Source organism: Kitasatospora sp. NPDC088779 (assembly GCF_040685395.1).
Taxonomy (GTDB): domain Bacteria; phylum Actinomycetota; class Actinomycetes; order Streptomycetales; family Streptomycetaceae; genus Kitasatospora.
The window spans coordinates 23,652-39,545 of sequence record NZ_JBFBHW010000043.1; the positions used below are offsets into that span (position 1 = coordinate 23,652).

The 15,894-nt window shown below is 72.9% G+C and carries 14 protein-coding genes; 10 read left to right on the top strand and 4 right to left on the bottom strand.

The window, feature by feature from the left end; all coding sequences use genetic code 11:
• Positions 1-18: 18 nt before the first annotated feature.
• Together AB0P03_RS30855 and AB0P03_RS30860 are read right to left on the bottom strand one after the other, a co-directional pair.
• Positions 19-549, bottom strand: a complete 531-nt coding sequence (locus AB0P03_RS30855) for a DinB family protein (RefSeq protein ID WP_363631959.1) — start codon at positions 547-549, stop codon at positions 19-21.
• The gene (locus AB0P03_RS30860) at positions 458-2,086 is read right to left on the bottom strand and encodes a serine/threonine-protein kinase (protein ID WP_363631960.1); all 1,629 of its coding nucleotides are present in this window, start codon (positions 2,084-2,086) and stop codon (positions 458-460) included. Before AB0P03_RS30860 ends, AB0P03_RS30855 begins: the two co-directional genes overlap by 92 nt.
• A 261-nt stretch (positions 2,087-2,347) precedes the next feature.
• Between AB0P03_RS30860 and AB0P03_RS30865 the strand changes: the two genes are divergently transcribed.
• Positions 2,348-2,926: a helix-turn-helix domain-containing protein gene (locus tag AB0P03_RS30865; protein WP_363631962.1), complete on the top strand. Its 579-nt coding sequence runs from the start codon at positions 2,348-2,350 to the stop codon at positions 2,924-2,926.
• A gap of 238 nt (positions 2,927-3,164) precedes the next feature.
• Positions 3,165-4,283: an agmatine deiminase family protein gene (locus tag AB0P03_RS30870; RefSeq protein ID WP_363631964.1), complete on the top strand. Its 1,119-nt coding sequence runs from the start codon at positions 3,165-3,167 to the stop codon at positions 4,281-4,283.
• On the opposite strand, the gene AB0P03_RS30875 is transcribed toward AB0P03_RS30870, so the two are convergent.
• Entirely contained in the window at positions 4,280-4,888 is a 609-nt protein-coding gene (locus AB0P03_RS30875) for a TetR/AcrR family transcriptional regulator (protein WP_363587559.1), read from the bottom strand. The two genes, AB0P03_RS30870 and AB0P03_RS30875, sit on opposite strands and share 4 nt — an antisense overlap.
• Positions 4,889-5,121: 233 nt before the next feature.
• Here AB0P03_RS30875 and AB0P03_RS30880 point away from each other — a divergent pair, with 233 nt between their 5' ends.
• Positions 5,122-6,324: an agmatine deiminase family protein gene (locus AB0P03_RS30880; protein ID WP_363631966.1), complete on the top strand. Its 1,203-nt coding sequence runs from the start codon at positions 5,122-5,124 to the stop codon at positions 6,322-6,324.
• 106 nt (positions 6,325-6,430) lie between these two features.
• Here AB0P03_RS30880 and AB0P03_RS30885 read toward each other — a convergent pair whose 3' ends face one another.
• Positions 6,431-9,550, bottom strand: coding sequence for a phosphocholine-specific phospholipase C (locus AB0P03_RS30885; RefSeq protein ID WP_363631968.1), 3,120 nt, complete (start codon positions 9,548-9,550; stop codon positions 6,431-6,433).
• Positions 9,551-9,818: 268 nt separating this feature from the next.
• Here AB0P03_RS30885 and eccB point away from each other — a divergent pair, with 268 nt between their 5' ends.
• From eccB to AB0P03_RS30920, 7 genes are all read left to right on the top strand, one after another.
• Positions 9,819-11,297: a type VII secretion protein EccB gene (gene eccB, locus AB0P03_RS30890; RefSeq protein WP_363587565.1), complete on the top strand. Its 1,479-nt coding sequence runs from the start codon at positions 9,819-9,821 to the stop codon at positions 11,295-11,297.
• Between the two features lie 90 nt (positions 11,298-11,387).
• On the top strand, positions 11,388-11,714 hold the full coding sequence (locus AB0P03_RS30895) for a hypothetical protein (protein ID WP_363587567.1): 327 nt from the start codon (positions 11,388-11,390) through the stop codon (positions 11,712-11,714).
• Positions 11,715-11,755: 41 nt separating this feature from the next.
• Positions 11,756-12,052, top strand: a complete 297-nt coding sequence (locus tag AB0P03_RS30900; RefSeq protein WP_363587569.1) for a hypothetical protein — start codon at positions 11,756-11,758, stop codon at positions 12,050-12,052.
• Between the two features lie 21 nt (positions 12,053-12,073).
• Positions 12,074-12,439, top strand: coding sequence for a hypothetical protein (locus AB0P03_RS30905; RefSeq protein WP_363587571.1), 366 nt, complete (start codon positions 12,074-12,076; stop codon positions 12,437-12,439).
• 89 nt (positions 12,440-12,528) lie between these two features.
• On the top strand, positions 12,529-14,934 hold the full coding sequence (locus tag AB0P03_RS30910; RefSeq protein WP_363631969.1) for a hypothetical protein: 2,406 nt from the start codon (positions 12,529-12,531) through the stop codon (positions 14,932-14,934).
• A gap of 146 nt (positions 14,935-15,080) precedes the next feature.
• Positions 15,081-15,533, top strand: a complete 453-nt coding sequence (locus AB0P03_RS30915; protein WP_363587575.1) for a YbaB/EbfC family nucleoid-associated protein — start codon at positions 15,081-15,083, stop codon at positions 15,531-15,533.
• Positions 15,526-15,828 carry a hypothetical protein gene (locus AB0P03_RS30920; protein WP_363587577.1) on the top strand — a complete coding sequence of 101 codons (303 nt, stop codon included), beginning with the start codon at positions 15,526-15,528 and terminating at the stop codon, positions 15,826-15,828. Before AB0P03_RS30915 ends, AB0P03_RS30920 begins: the two co-directional genes overlap by 8 nt.
• Positions 15,829-15,894: the final 66 nt, after the last annotated feature.

The window sequence follows — 15,894 nt, forward strand, 5'->3', positions numbered from 1 at the left end:
GTGCGGCTCCTGCCCGGCTCAGCCCCGGTTGTGGTCGCCGGCCGCGCCGTCGAGGAGTTCGCGCAGGATGTCCATGTGGCCCGCGTGCCGCGTGGTCTCCGTCACCATGTGGATGAGCACCCAGCGCAGCGACACGGCGTCGCCGAACCAGGCCTTGCCCAGGTCGTCGAGGTCGAGCTCGCCGATCATCTGGTCGGCGGCGGCGGCGGCGCGGGCGCGGGCGTAGTACGCCAGGACGTCCTCGGTGGACTCGTGCGGCTCCACCCTCATATCGGAGGTCTCGTCGGCCTCCAGGTCGAAGGGCAGGGGCCCCGTCCCGCGGCCGAACGCCTCGCAGAACCAGCCCGGCTCGGCACCCCCCGGGTGCTTGACCAGGCCCGGCAGGTTCGTCCCCGACGGGGTCATCGGTCGCCGCAGCTGCTCGTCGTCCAGGCCGTCCGCCCGGGGTGGCGCCGCGTCAGGCGGAGCGGTGGTAGGAGGTGAGCGAGATCCGGACCGGGCCGTCGTCGGCCGTGGCGAGGACGCGGACGATGGCGATGTCCTGGCCACCCTGGGCGCGGACGCAGAAGCTGCGGTCGGTGCGCAGGGCGTTGAAGGGCAGGGAGGAGACCGGCTGGGTCTCGACGCCCTTGACGCAGTCGGGGAGGGTGAGCCGGCCGGTCGGCGCGACGTAGGCGTCGCTGTCCTCGGGGATGGAGAACTCGTCGGCGTGGCGGCCCAGGTACCAGGTGGAGGCGTCCTGGGCGGTGACCTTCCCGGCCTTGAGGTCGAACTCGTAGGTGGGGTCGGGGGAGGTGAGTTCGAGGTTGGTGTGGACGGCGGTGTACCCGGCGGCCGTCGTGGTGGTGGCGGCGGCGCCGGCGGACGGGGCGAGGCCGGCGGCGACGTTCTGGTCGTCGAGGTCGTCGAGGTACTCGGGATCGAGCAGGACGAGCGCGGCCGCGGCGCCGACGAGGAGGGCGGCGGTGGTCAGGAGCACGGTGCGGGTGCGGGTGCGGGTGCGGGTGTGCCGGCGGGCCGGGGCGGCGGGCTCGGGTCTGTCGGGGGCCGGTTGCAGCCGGGTGCGCGGCGGGGCGGGGAGGCCGAGCGTGGTCGGGGCGTCGGCCGCGGCCCTGGCCGGGGAGAGGACGGTGGCGGGCGGGGCGGGTGTGCCGGGCGTGGTCGGCAGGTCGCTGTGGCGGCGGATCGCGCTGCTGACCCGCTGGGGCAGCCAGTCGTCGGAGAAGCGGAGTTCGCCGCCGGTGGCGGGGTGCCGGCGGGCGGCCTCGATCAGCTGGGCGGTGCCCGGCCGGTCCTCGGGGCGCTTGGCCAGGCAGAGCCGGACCAGTTCGTGCAGTCCGGGCGGCAGCTGGGAGAGGTCGGGCTCCTCGTGCACCGCCCGGTACAGCGAGGCGGGCTCGGGCCCGTCGCCGAAGGGGGGAGTGCCGGAGCCGACGTAGGCGATCAGGGCGCCCAGCGCGAAGACGTCGGTGGCCGGGGCGGCGGACAGACCGAGGGCCTGTTCGGGGGCCATGAAGCCGGGCGAGCCGATCCGCAGACCGGTGCCGGTGAGCGGGCTGGCGTCGGCGGCCCGGGCGATGCCGAAGTCGATGACGCGGGGGCCGTCGGCGGCGACGAGGACGTTGCCGGGCTTGAGGTCGCGGTGGACGACGCCCGCCGCGTGGATCGCCTGGAGGGCCTCGGCGATGCCGGCGAGGAGCAGCAGGACGCTCCGTTCGGGCAGCGGTCCGTAGTGCTGGACGACCTGCTGGAGGGAGGGACCGGGCACGAAGGTGGTGGCCAGCCAGGGAGTGGCGGCGTCGGTGCCCGCGTCGACCACCTGGGCGGTGTAGAGGCCGTGGATGCGCCGGGCGCTGGCGACCTCCTGGGCGAAGCGGTGCCGGAACTCGGGATCCTCGGCGAGTTCGGGCCGGACGACCTTGAGCGCGACCGGCCGCCCGCCGGGGGTGTAGGCCAGGTAGACGACGCCCATGCCGCCCGCGCCGAGCCGCGCGCAGAGGCGGTAGCCGCCGACCTCGCGGGGGTCGTCCGGGGACAGCGCCTGGAACGCCGTGGGCGACGGGGCGCCGAAGGGCTCTGCGGTCATGCTGGCTCCCAGCGGGTCGTGCGGGTGGGACGGGGGAGTGGCGGAGCGGGGGCGGGGCAAGGCGGGGCGGGGCAAGGCGGGGCGGGGCAAGGCGGGGCGGGGCAAGGCGAGGGTGCGGCAGGCAGGCAGGCAGGCAGGCGGGCCGGGGCCCGGGCGGACGCCGGCGTCGTGAAGCGCACCGGATCATAACCCGACTGGGATTTCAGTCAGGAATGGGGTCCTCCGGTCGGTCGGTGCCCCGTCCGGGTAAGGTGATTCCTTGTGGCTGACCGTCGAACCTTGATCATGGAAGCGGCTGCGCGGGTCATCGCCCGGCGCGGCGTCCGCGGGCTGCGCGTGGAGGAACTGGCGGCGGAGGCGGGTGTGTCCACCGCGCTGATCTACTACCACTTCAAGGACCGCGCGGGGATCCTCCGCGCGACGCTGGAGTTCATCAACGACCGGGCCGAGCGCTACACGACGGAGCGCGGGGCGGACGCGCCGCCGCTGGACGCCCGGGGCGAGCTGGAGCAGACGCTGCTGCTGGAGCTCCAGGACACCCCCGAGGTGCGGGAGAACAGCACGGCCTGGGGCGAGCTGCGGGCGAGTGCGGTGTTCGACCCCGAGCTGCGGGAGGACCTGGCCCGGGCCACCCTCGTCTGGGTCCAGGAGGTCGCGGAGTTGCTCGGACAGGTGCGGCCGATGAACGGGGCCGCCGCCCTGGCGGCCTCGGCCGAGCGGCTGACCGCGCTGCTGGAGGGGCTGAGCGTCCGTTGGCTCAGCGGCAGCCTGCCGGTGGCGCACGCGCGCGAGCTGATGGCCGGCGCGATCGAGGCCGAAGTGGAGCGACTGCGCGGGTAGCGCGCGTCGCGTTCCGGCCCCGGGCGAGGCGGCCCGGGGCCTTCTCGCGTGCCGGGGCCTTCTCGCGCGCCGGGCCTCTTCCCGGGCCGGGCCTTTTCCCGTGTCGGGCCTTTTCCCGTGTCGGGGCCGGCTGGGCAGTTCCATGATCTGGAGCTTGACTGAAAATTTAGTCAATGTCAGAGTTGCGGCTGCGGGGCCACCGGTCACTCGGTGGGCAATACTTGATTCGGAGATCGTCATGAGCAACACCCACGGTGACAACCGTTCCCTGTTCGACCGCCTCTTCGGGGCCCCGCCCCCGCCCCCGCACCAGGCGGAGCACGGGCTGCCGTACGCCGGCGAGGCCGGGCTCCCGCAGTGGTGGGTGGACCGCGACGACGTCCCGCACGCCCGCACCTGGATGTCCTGGCCGTCCCGCAAGTCCGTCTGGGGCCGGCAGCTGGCGGGTGTCCAGCAGGACATCGCGCTCATCGCCCGGACGATCGCCCGATTCGAGCCGGTGGTCATGTGTGCCCCGGACGACTACAGCGTCCGGGAGGCCCGGTCCCTGTGCGGATCCGCCGTCACCGTGACGGACGCCGTCCCCACCGATGACCTCTGGATGCGGGACACCGCCCCGGTGTTCCGGCGCGACGGCTACGGGCGGCTCGACGCCGTCGGCCTCAACTTCAACGGCTGGGGCGGCAAGCAGACCCACCGCGACGACGCGGAGGTCGCGCGCGGCATCGCCGAGATGCTCCGACTCCCCTTCTCCTACGCGGAGTTCGTCGGCGAGGGCGGCTCGGTCGAGACCGACGGCGACGGCACCCTGATGGCCACCGAGAGCAGCCTGGTCAACAAGAACCGCAACCGGGGCATGAGCCGGGACGAGATCGAGGAGGCCGTCCTGGAGGTGTACGGCGCGGACAAGACGATCTGGGTCCCCGGGATCAAGGGCCGGGACATCACCGACGACCATATCGACGTCACCTCCCGGTTCGTCCGGCCGGGCGTCGTCCTGGTGCAACTGCCCCCGGCGGACCGCCACGACGTCTGGGCCCGGGACGCCCGCGAGCAGTTCGACATCCTCTCCCGGGCCACCGACGCCAGGGGCCGCCGGCTCCGGGTGATCCGGGTGGACGGCCCCGACACCGTCCGCTCGCGGGACTCGAAGTTCGTCGACTCGTACCTGAACTTCCACGTCGTCAACGGGGGCGTGATCGCGGCGCAGTTCGGCGACGTGTACAAGGACGAGGCCGCCCGGCGCACCCTCGCCGAGGCCTTCCCCGGGCGCGAGGTCGTCCAGCTCGACGTCGACCGCCTGATGGCCGGGGGCGGCGGCATCCACTGCTCCACGATGCAGGAACCGCTGCCTTAGGGCCTGTCCGGTCGGCCCGGGAGACGTTCGGCCCGCCAGCCCGCGATCTCCGTGCCGATCGCCTCGCCGAGCAGGCTGCGCGCGCGGTCGAGCGGCAGCGAGCCGCTCAGCCACCGGATGGAGAGGCCCTCCAGGAGTGCGGTGAGGCGTTCGGCGGAGGCCGCGTGCGCGGGCGCGGTGCCGAACGGGTGGGCGCGGCCGAGCAGGCCGGCGATCTCGTGCACCCAGGTGTGGGTGGCCCTGGCCAGGTCCTCGCGGAGGCGGGACTCGAAGACCGCGCTGGCCCGCAACTCGCCCCAGGCGGTGCTGTTCTCGCGGACCTCGGTGGAGTCCTGGAGTTCCAGCAGCAGGGCCTGGGCCAGTTCGCTCCAGGGGTCGTTCGCGGGCGCCCCGGGCTCCGGTTCGGCGGTGTAGCGGTCGGCCCGTTCGCCGATGAACTCCAGGGTCTCGCGGAGGATCCCGGCGCGGTCGGTGAAGTGGTAGTAGATCAGCGAGGTCGACACCCCGGCCGCGGCCGCCAGTTCCCCCACCCGCAGTCCGCGTACGCCGCGTCGCGCGATGAGTCTCGTGGCCGCTCTCAGTATCTCTGTTCGACGGTCTGGCATGGTGGTCCACTGTACTCGAATTATTGACTGAACTTTCAGTCTCTCCCGGGAGGCGCCCACCCGGCCCACCCGGCCCACCCGGCCCACCCGGCCCACCCGGCCCTCCCGGCCCGGCGGATCGCCCGATTCGCCCGATCGGCGCCGCGCGGGCTCGCCGCCGGACCCGCCGGCCGCCCCTACTGTCGGATATCGCCCGTTTCGGGGTGGAATCCGCGTCGACGAGGGGACCTGCCGTGAGAGAACCCGCCCTGTCCCGCCGGGCCGTGCTGCGCTCCGGGGCGGCCGTGGCCGTGGTCGCGATGGTGGAAGGCTGCGGTTCGTCGGGGGCCTCGTCCCCGAAGGACGAGCCGACCACGGCCGCCGGCACGGGCACGGGAGGAGCCGCGAGCGCCGCGGCGTCGTACGCGATGCCGGCCGAGTGGCGTCCGCACACCAGGACGTTCATGGCCTGGCCGGCCCTCGACTCGGTGTGGGGCGACCAACTGCCCGCCGTCCGCCAGGACATCGCGCACGTCGCGCAGGCCGTCGCCCGGTTCGAACCGGTGGTGCTGATGGCCCGACCGGACCAGAGCGCCGCGGCCCGGCAGCTGTGCGGCTCCAGCGTCGAGGTCCTCGACCTGGCGGTGGACGACCTGTGGGCCCGCGACACCGGCCCGACCTTCGTCACCGGCCCGGCAGGGCTGGCCGGCGTCGACCTCAACTTCAACGGCTGGGGCGGCAAGCAGACCCACGACAACGACGCCAAGGTCGCCCGGAACCTCCTCGACCACTACGGGATCCGGCGCATCCAGGCGCCGATCACCGGCGAGGGCGGCGCGATCGAGGTCGACGGCGAGGGCACCCTGATGGCCACCGAGAGCTCGTGGGTCAACGCGAACCGCAACCCGGGCACGAGCCGCGACCAGATCGAGGGGGCCCTGAAGGAGCTGTTCGGCGTTCAGAAGGTCATCTGGTTCGCCGGCGTGGCCGGGCAGGACATCACCGACTGCCACATCGACGCCCTGGCCCGGTTCGCGGAGCCGGGCGTGGTCGTCATCCACCGCCCCGGCCCGGACACCCCGCCGGACATCTGGTCCCGCGCCTCCGACCAGGCCTTGCAGGTGCTCGGCTCCACTACCGACGCCAAGGGCCGCAAGCCGCGGATCGTGGAACTCGCCGAACCCGACCTCACCGGGCAGCCGGACCGGGGCAAGGACTTCCTGGCCACCTACCTCAACTACTACGTCGTCAACGGGGCCGTGATCATGCCCCAGTTCGGGGACAAGGCCTCCGACGACCGGGCGGCGGGCGTGCTGGCCGACCTCCACCCCGGCCGCGAGATCGTCCCGGTGAGCATCAACGCCATCGCGGCCGGCGGTGGCGGCATCCACTGCTCGACCCAACAGCAGCCCGAGGCCGCCGCCGGGGCCTCCGGCGGCTCCTCGGGCCCGGCCTGACCGACCGGCCGGGCCTGAGTGGCCGGGCCTGACCGGCCGTGCCGTGCCGAGCCGCCCCGGCTTCCGGGCTCGGCGCGGCACGGCCGATCGGGCCGCTCTCGGACGGTCAGCCCGTGATCGGCCGGCTGTCCAGGCGGACGTGGTCGACCGCCCAGTACCAGTTGTTGCCCGCGTCGTACATCCGGAACTTCAGCGTCACCGCCTGCGCCCCCGCCGGGACGGCGAGGCGGCGGGTGACGAGGGTGTTCTGGACGTCCTTGCCGGCGTTGTCGTTGCCGGTGGCGTCGGCGCTGTAGAAGACCAGGCGGGTCTCCGTGCCGTTGTCGAACACGGCGGTGACGGACGCCTTCTGCGGGGCCTCCTGCCGGTAGTGCGAGTCGAAGGCCAGGTACAGGGTGTCGGCGCCGGCCGGGAGGCGGACGGCGGGGGAGACGAGCGTGGAGTCGAAGACGCCCTTCCGGGAGGGGGAGCCGGTGTCGTCCCAGTCGTCCGGGTCGGCGACGGCGAGGACGCCCAGGCCGCGGGTGAAGTTGCCGCGGTCCTGCCCGGCCGGGGTGGACCACTCCCGCTTGGTGTGGAAGGTCCAGCCCTGGAGACGGACGGTGCCCTGCGGCATGCCGGGGGCGTTGACCACCGACCAGCCCTGCGGCGCCTGAGCCGTCCAGCCGAGCACGCCGTCCTGCGGCTGGAGCACGCCGGCCAGCGACTCGAAGTCCTCGCCCAGCAGGTGGCCGGCCATCACGGGGGCGGGGCGGGCGGCGAGTTCGCCGTCGGCGATCGCGAAGCGGTCGCCGGCCAGCGCCCGGGCGGTGACCAGGATCCGGTGGGTGGCGCCGTCCGGCAGCTGGGCGGGCGGGGTGACCTCCCAGACGGCGGTGGCGGTGGCGCCGGCGGCGAGCGAGGCGGGCGGCGCGGTGACGGCGGTGACCGTCCAGCCCGGCGGGACGACCGGCTGCGCCTCGACGGCGGTGAGCGCGGCGGTGGCGGTGAGCACGGCCGAGACCCGGGCCGGGCGGCCGGGCAGCAGGACGGGTTCGTCGATGGTGCTGGAGGCGGCCCCGAGGGCGACGTCCACGGCGAGCGGGTCGGCCAGGCCCAGGGCCGGGTCGGTGACCGTCCGGTCGTCCCAGGGGAAGCGGCCGGCGATCCGGCGGCGGAAGGTGAGGTCCCCGCGGACGGCCACCGCGACGTCGTACCAGCCCTCGGGCCGGACCGCGAGGTTGACGGTCCGGTCGTCGCCGGCCGCGACCCGCACCTCGCGCAGCCCGTCGCCGTAGGCGAGGTCGCCGACCAGGAAGGTCTGGGCGGTGCGCGAGCGGTTGATCACGTCGACTTCGAGGACCTTGCCGTCGCGCTCCTCCGACAGCGACACCTCGTACGTGGCGGCGGCATCGCCGCGCAGGTGCCACAGCGCGCCGTTGGGGCCGTGGACGCGCAGGTCGTAGCCCTCCGGGCCGACCGTCCAGACGTCGGAGAGCCGGCTCTTCGCGCCGACGGTGTAGTGCCGGGGCGCGCCGCCCGGTGCCGGGTAGACGGCGAACACCGCGCCCTGGCGGCCCTGGTTGACCAGGTCGAGGGTGAGCTCGCCGCCCTTCAGCCGGGGCTTGACCAGCAGGTCGTAGGGCGCCGGGCGGGCCGAGCGGGTGCCGCGCTGCTGCTGCGGGAAGGCCTGCGGGCTGGGCACGGTGGGGGCGGGGAGCTTGCCGGTGTCGACCACCTTCTGCCGGTTGCCGCTGGTGTCGGGCAGCTGCGGCCAGACCGGGTTGCGGCCGGAGAAGTCGAAGACGTTGGTGAGGTCGCCGCAGACGGTGCGCCGCCACGGGCTGATGTTGGGCTCCTGGACGCCGAAGCGCTGCTCCAGGAAGCGCAGCACCGAGGTGTGGTCGTAGACGGTGGAGTCGACGACCCCGCCGCGGGTCCACGGCGAGACCACGACCATCGGCACCCGCACGCCCAGACCCATCGGGTACGGGCCGGAGACCAGGGTCTCGCCGGCCGGCAGGGTGTCGGACCAGGTGAGCGAGCCGTCCGCGGCCTTGACCCGGTACTTGCCGTCCTGACCGACGACCCGGTGGTAGGTGGCGGAGCCCTTGCCGACGCGGACGACGACCTCGCCGTCCACCGGCACGGTCGACTTGCCGCGCCCGGTGGCCAGCGGCGGGACGGGCGGCAGCTGGTGGTCGAAGAAGCCGCCGTGCTCGTCGTAGTTGAGGATGAAGACGGTCTTCTGCCACACCTCGGGCTTCGCCGCCAGGGCGGCGAGCAGCCGGGCGGTGAGGTGCTCGCCGTTCGGCGGCGCGTAGTTGGCGTGCTCGGAGAGCGCGGCCGGGGCGACGATCCAGGACACCTGCGGCAGCTGGTCGGCCTGGACGTCTGCGGCGAAGGCGTCGACCAGGGCGTCGCCCATCGCGAACGGGTCGTTCTTCTTCGCCGGGTCGCCGACGGCCCGCATGCCGCGCTCGTACAGCGGCTCGCCGGGCTTGGCCTTGACGAAGGGGGCGAACCAGGCGAGCGCGTTGTCGTCGAAGTTGTCCAGCGCCTGGTAGGTCTTCCAGCTGACGCCGGCCCGCTCCAGGCGCTCGGCGTAGGTGGTCCACTCGTAGCCGCCGGGGATCTCGGTGTTGTCGGTCACCGGGGTGTCCCGTACGGTGCCGCCGCTGGTCCCGGTCATCAGGTGGTCGCGGTTGGTGTTGGTGTTGCACTGGACGGACGCGTAGTAGGCGTCGCAGGTGGTGAACACCGAGGCGAGCGCGTGGTAGAAGGGCATGTCGGCGCTCTCGTAGTAGCCCTGGCCGAGCCAGCCGCCGGAGCGGCGGGTGACCGAGCCGTCGGCGAGGCCGTCGTTCCAGGCCTTCATGGAGTCCACGAAGCCGAAGGCGGGCGCGCCCTGCTGGTAGGCGCTGGTGTGCGCGGCGTTCATCGGGAAGGGCAGCAGGTGGCCCTCCTTGCGGCCCGGGTCGGGCTGGTGGAACACCGAGCGCCCGTTGATCCCGCGCACCGCCGTCCGGTCGCCGAAGCCGCGGACGCCCGCCAGGGTGCCGAAGTAGTGGTCGAACGCGCGGTTCTCCTGCATCAGCACCACGACGTGCTGGATGTCCGCCAGCCGTCCGGGCTTGGCCGGCGCGGCGAGCGCCTCCTGGACGCTGATCGGGAGGGCGGACAGCACGGCGGCCGCCGCCGCGCCGCCGAGCAGGCTGCGGCGCGACAGTTCGGGCATCGGACTCATCGGGTGGGGCTCCTTGCTGACGGGCGCCGGACCATCGGTTCGACCCGGACCAGTCATGTTTCTAAGTGACCGAGGTGACCGGGGCCGGGGAGTTCGATGACGATCCGATGGCCGCCAAGGGGCCCGGAGCTGTACAGACAACTTGACTTGACGCCGAGCCACGGAGAACCGCGGTCGACGAAGCCCGGTGAACTCTCGCGCCCCTCCGGGCCGTAGCACCGGGGTGGGGGCGCGGAAGCGGCGCGCCCGGACACCGGGGAGGAACTGGATGCAGTCCCGACGCGACCAGGTGCAGGCGCACCTGTTCGTGATGAGCAGGCTGGCCTCCGGCATGCTGCGGGCCGAGCCCGACGCGCCGGACACCCCCACCGGGCGGACCACCCGGGGCACCACGACCGGACTGGCCGTGGCCGTCCTGATCGGGCTCGGGGTCGTGGTGTACGGGGTCATCAAGCCCGGCGGCGACGCCGGCTGGACCAAGCCCGGCACGCTCGTGGTGGTGGAGGAGACGGGCGCCCGCTACCTGTTCGTGGGCGGGCAGCTGCACCCGGTGCTGAACGACACCAGCGCCCGGCTGGTGGCCGGCGACCAGATGGCGGTCGCCCAGGTCGGCCGGGCGTCGCTCGCGGACGTGCCGCGCGGCGCTCCGGTCGGGATCGTCGGCGCCCCCGACGGGCTGCCGCCGGCCGCCGAACTCGCGGGCGGCACCTGGCTGGTGTGCGGGACCGTCCAGCCCGGCCCGACCGGCGCCCCCGCGCCCCGGCTGGGCCTGCTGATGGACCCGGTCAAGGAGGGCAAGGCGCTGACCCCTGGTCAGGCCGTGCTGGTCTCCCTCCCGGACGGGACGGTGCACCTGCTCTGGCAGGGCCAGCGACTGCGCGTCGACACCGCCAACCAGGCCCTGCAGGCACTCGGCTACGGCGGAGCGACGCCCTTCCCCGTCCCGGCCGGGGTGCTGAACGCGCTGCCCGCCGGACCGGATCTCGCCTCCCCCGCCGTCCCCGGGCGCGGCGGCGACGGCCCGGTGCTCTCCGGGAAGCCGACCCGCATCGGCCAGCTCTTCGACGTCGCCGGCGGTGCGCACTACCTGCTCACCAAGGACGGCCTGGTCCCGCTCACCACGACCCTGTACGAGCTGCTGCGCGGCGATCCGCGCACCCAGAAGGAGGCGTACGCGAACAACGCCCCGGCGCCCGCGCTGATCGGCCCGGTCGACCTGGCCGCCCACACCGCGCCGGGCGGGGCTCCGGCCACGGGACTGCCCGAGACGCCGCCGACCCTGGTCACCCCGCTGCACGGCGAGGGGGTCTGCGCCGACCTGCACACCGGCGCCGGCTCCCCGGTCACCGCGATCACCCTCCTGGACGCGGCCGCGGCGGACACCGGCCGCCCGCCGACGGTCCCGTCGGGTGCGGCGGGCGGCACCTGCGCGGTGGCCGACCGGATCTCCGTCCGGCCCGGGCGCGGGGCCCTGGTCAAGGCGGTCTCCGGCGCGGGCACGGGCAGCACCGAGTACCTGGTCACCGAGGCCGGGGTGCGGTATCCGTTGCCCTCGACGGCCGTCGCCAAACAGCTCGGCTACGGGGGCGCCACGCCGGTCTCGGTGCCCGCCCCGGTGGTCGGGCTGCTCCCCGCCGGGCCGCTCCTCGACCCGGCGGCGGTGGCCGACGGGGCCGCCGCCACGCCGACGGCCGCCTCGACGGCCGCCGCCGCGGCCGCCGCGCCCGGTTCGGCCCCGTGCAGCTGAACCACCCGGTCTCGCGGGCCCGTTGAGTCGGTCAGGAACGTGTGCGGGGTCGCAGTCGCGCCCCCGCTCGTGCAGGGAAGGGAGCATGCCGTGGGCACACCGTCCATGTTGACGAAGGAAGACGAGGCGATCCGCCAGGTTCTTTCGAGCCTGGAGCAGCAGATCGAGAACATGGTGACCGCCGGCCGCACGGTCGAGCGGATCAAGGAGGAGCTCGCCGCCGGCTACATCTCCGGGGCGAGCAGCATGTTCCAGTCGAGGGTCGACGACTGGATGCAGCGCTACCAGCAGGTCATCGGTGCCTTCGAGCACTTCGTCCAGTCCACCCAGGGCGCCAACCAGATCCTCACCCAGGCCGAGGACGACGCCCGGGCACACGCCGCGGACGGCATCTACAACGGGCTCCAGGGCGCCTGAGGGCGCGTCGGAAGAGCAGGAAGACTAGGGAAAGCGAACCGATGGACTTCGGAAACATCCAGCTCCACCACGAGACGGTCGAGCAGTCGGCGGCCGAGCTCCGGCAGGCCGGCAACCTGATGCGCAGCAACCTGGACGAGCTCATGGGCAAGCTGAGGGGCGTGATCGACGGCGGGCACTTCCAGGGTGTCGCCGCCACCGCCTTCGAGGAGCTCTCCCGGGTCGTCGCGGCCAACGAGTCGAAGATGGACGAGGACATCGAGGGCGCGGCGGGCACGCTCACCAAGATGCACGACATCATGATCGAATCGGACTACAACGCCGGCAAGCAGTTCTAGTCCGGGCGGGGGCACGCGACCATGGGTGAATCGACGATCAAGGTGACGGTCGAGGGTCTTGAGACCTTCGTGAAGGACCTGAACGCCTTCGAGCAGGACGTCAACGGCCAGAAGACGTCCTGGAGCGAGGTGCCGGCCCTGAAGCCGGGGCGGGAATCGTTCCCCGCGACGAAGGCCTTGAAGGCCAACTTCGACGCCTTCTCCAAGAGCGTGGGCGAATCGATCGAGGCCATCCGGGGCGACGTCGACAAGATCGTGCTCGACCTGATCAAGGCGCGGGAGAAGCTTCACCTCGGAGACGGTGAAGCCCTGACGGAGGCCCAGATGATGGACGTCCTCAAGGACGTTCTCGGCGGAGTCACCGGAGCTCCCGCCCCGCCCAAGTGAGGGCCGTCGTCGGATCGGACGGTTGTGGGGCCGCCCGATCCGACGGCACACCGATGTCCTGACCCGTGTCACCGCGTTCGGAGGAAACCATGGCGGACGAGCCGCCCAAGACAGAGCCGCCCAAGGTCACGTACACCTGGGAACAGATGCTGGAGGCGTTCGCGGGGTCGGACCACAGCGCCATCGTGAAGCGGGGGGACGTCACGGGGCAGCCGTGGATCACCGGGCAGGAGCTGGTGACGGACTCCCGGTACAACAACAACCTGCGCAAGAAGAAGGACGGCCTGTCCACCCACAACGCCGGCTACGACATGTGGGCGGAGTGGGACTACGGTGACGGCAACGCCACCACCGCGTTCACCACGATCCTGGGTGTGACCTACAACTGGCCCTTCTTCGACGACAAGCCCTCCGGTAAGACGGGGAGCGTGCTGCACCTGTTCCATACCGACCCCGGAGAGATCCTCGGCGGGGCCATCTTCCAGGGGGGCCCGGGTAACGACAACACGAACTACAAGACGCTGACCGAGGCGGCGCGGATCCTCGCCCTGGTGGACACGTTCTTCGCGGACAACCGGGCGAAGATCCACCAGTGGGCCGAGTCCGTGGACGGCGCGGGCAGCGATTTCCAGGGCAGTGCGGCCGGCCGGTTCAAGGAGGTCCTGGTCGGGCTGCAGAACGAGTTCAAGACGCTGCACTACCGACTCAGCGGCGACCTCGACGCGTTCAAGGACGACGCCCCCGCGCCGGCCGCGGGCAGCAGCATCGCCGACAAGCTGAAGGCGGCAGGCGATGCGCTGGTCAAGGTCCAGCAGGACATGTACAACAACGGGTACAACCCCTGGCGCGGGTACAGCGCCTTGACGGACCCCACGGGCTCGTGGGCGTACAAGAAGAACGACGACCCGGACAAGCACGCCACGTACGCCTGGCCGGACCTGTGCATCCACTACGCGTTCACGCAGGAAGTCCAGAAGCTGACGGCGACCCGCTACCCGACGAACGACGCCTCAGGGGATTCGTATGAGGCCACGGTCACCGGCGGCTCTACGACCATGACGAGCGGTTCCACCGGAACCGCGTCGGTCGCCGCCTTCGCCACGGTCCTGAACAACGCGGCGACCAAGCAGTGGACGGACGAGGTCGTCAGGGTGCTCGACAAGGCGGCCACCGACGCCGGGACCGCCCTGGCGACCGCCTACGAGGCCGCGGCCAGGGTCCTGATGTCGTTCGCGGCCCCGGGCATGGACCTGGCGCCGGACAAGGTGGACCCCCCGAAGGACGGCCCCGACAAGGGGCCCGGCGGTCCTGACGGCCCGAAGGACGACACCAAGGGCCCGCCGAAGGGCGGCGCCGGTGCTCCGCCGCCGGGCATCGCGCCGCCCCCGCCGCCGAAGCCCGGCGGGATCGGCGGCGGGGGCGGTGGCAAGGGCGGCGGCACCGGGACCGGTGGCATCGGCGGCATCGGTGGCATCGGGGGGATCGGCGGAGGCAACGGCCAGGCGCCGCTGCTCGACAAGAACGGCAAGCCGGTCCTCGACAAGGACGGCAAGCCGATGTACGTCCCGCCGGGGACGACGGTCAACGGCAAGGGCGAACTCATCGGCCCCGACGGCAAGCCGCTGCTCGGCCCCGACGGCAAGCCCCGGCACGTGCCGGTGGGCACCGTCGTGGGCCAGCCGACCACGGGGTCGGGCGGCTCGGGCGGTTCGGGCGGTTCGGGCGGGTCGACGTCCAATACGCCGTTCAAGGTGCCGCCGGGCTCGAAGATCAACGACGACGGCACGGTCACCACCCCCGAGGGCAACCTGCTGAAGGACTCCAACGGCAACCCGGTGGTGCTCCGCAAGGACGACAAGATCGACGCGGACGGCACCGTCCGCACCGCGAGCGGTCGGCCCGTCTCGCAGTTCGAGCAGCTGCTGTCCGACGAGGAGCACGCGCTCTCCGGGCGGGGCGGCGGGCTCGTCCTCGGTGGGGGAGGTGGCAGCGGCGGCAGCGGCAGCAGCTGGACCGGCCTGCCGAGCTCGCTCGGCGGCGGCGGAATCTCCTTCGGCGGTTCCGGCGGTTCGAGCTCCCTCAAGAGCGGCACCGACCTGTTCGGCGAGCCCTTCAGCGGCCAGGGCTCCGGCCCCAAGACCATGGGCGGCATCGCCGCTCAGGGGCCGCCGCGCATCGGCGTCAGCGACCGCCTGGCCTCCGCCCTGGGCATCGACAAGGGGGCGACGGCCGCCGAGGAGGCCATGGCCTCCCGCACCATGGCGGCCGAGCGGGCGTCAGCGGCCGGGCTGGCCGGCGAGGAGGCCCAGCTGATGGGCCGGGGGGTCTCCACCACCGGTGGCGGCGGCCCCATGATGCCGCCTATGGGCGCCGGTGCCGGCGCGGGCGCGGGCGGTCAGGGGGAGAAGGAACGGCAGCGCACCACCTGGCTGGCCGAGGACGAGGAGGTCTGGGGCACCGACTCGGGCGCCGTGACGGGCGTCATCGGCCGCTGACCGGGCGATTCGCGTCGGCGGTCGAACCGCAGGACCCCGCCCATCCGTAGAGAGAACCGTACGACCCCACGAGCCGGCGCGTCCCGGGCCTCACCCCCGTAGGCCCGGGACGCGTCATCGGGATTCGGGACGAGACGGAAGTGCGGGTGAAGGCGTTGTCGTACGCCGAGCAGATCGAACAGGCCATGGCCGCTCTGGAGGAGCAGCAGGCCAAGATGGCGGTGGCCGCCAAGGAGTTGCAGGCGGCCACCGCCTCGGTGACGTCCAAGGACCGGATGGTCACCGCGACGGTCGGGGCGCAGGGGCAGGTGGTGTCCCTGGTCTTCCACACCACCGCGTACCGGTCGATGGCACCGGCCCAGCTGGGGCAGGTCCTGGCCGACGTGCTGAACACCGCGCGGGCCGACATCGGCGAGCGGGTCGCGGAGACCATGGGCGCGTTCAGCGGCCTGGGCGAGGCCCTGCGGGCCTCGATGACCGGCGGGACCGAACTCGACGACCTCTTCGCGCCGCTGCGGGACATGCGGCCCGGCTACGCCGACGAGGCCGCCGCGGCGGACCGCCGCAAGCGCGACCGGCAGGAGGAGTTCCGTGGCTAAGCCCCAGCTGACCGCGATGGCGGACCTGAAGGACAAGTTCGCCAAGTTCGGCCCGCTCTCGGACACCATCGAGGAAGTCCGCCGGTGGACCGACGAGATCAACGAGTTCAACAAGAGCTCGGCGGGCAACGACGACATCGGCAAGGAGTACCACAAGAACGTGGACGGGCCGACCGCCGATCTCGACGACCTGTTCAAGAAGGTGCGCGACCAGGTCGAGGGCGCCGGAACCAAGGGTCAGAAGACCTCCGAGATGCTGAAGAACGCCGACGAGGAAGCCAAGAACCAGAACTGACGATCCGTCAGGTTCTCGGTCCGGCCCGCTTCGCCCAACCCTCGACGAACGCCAGGAGTACGCCCC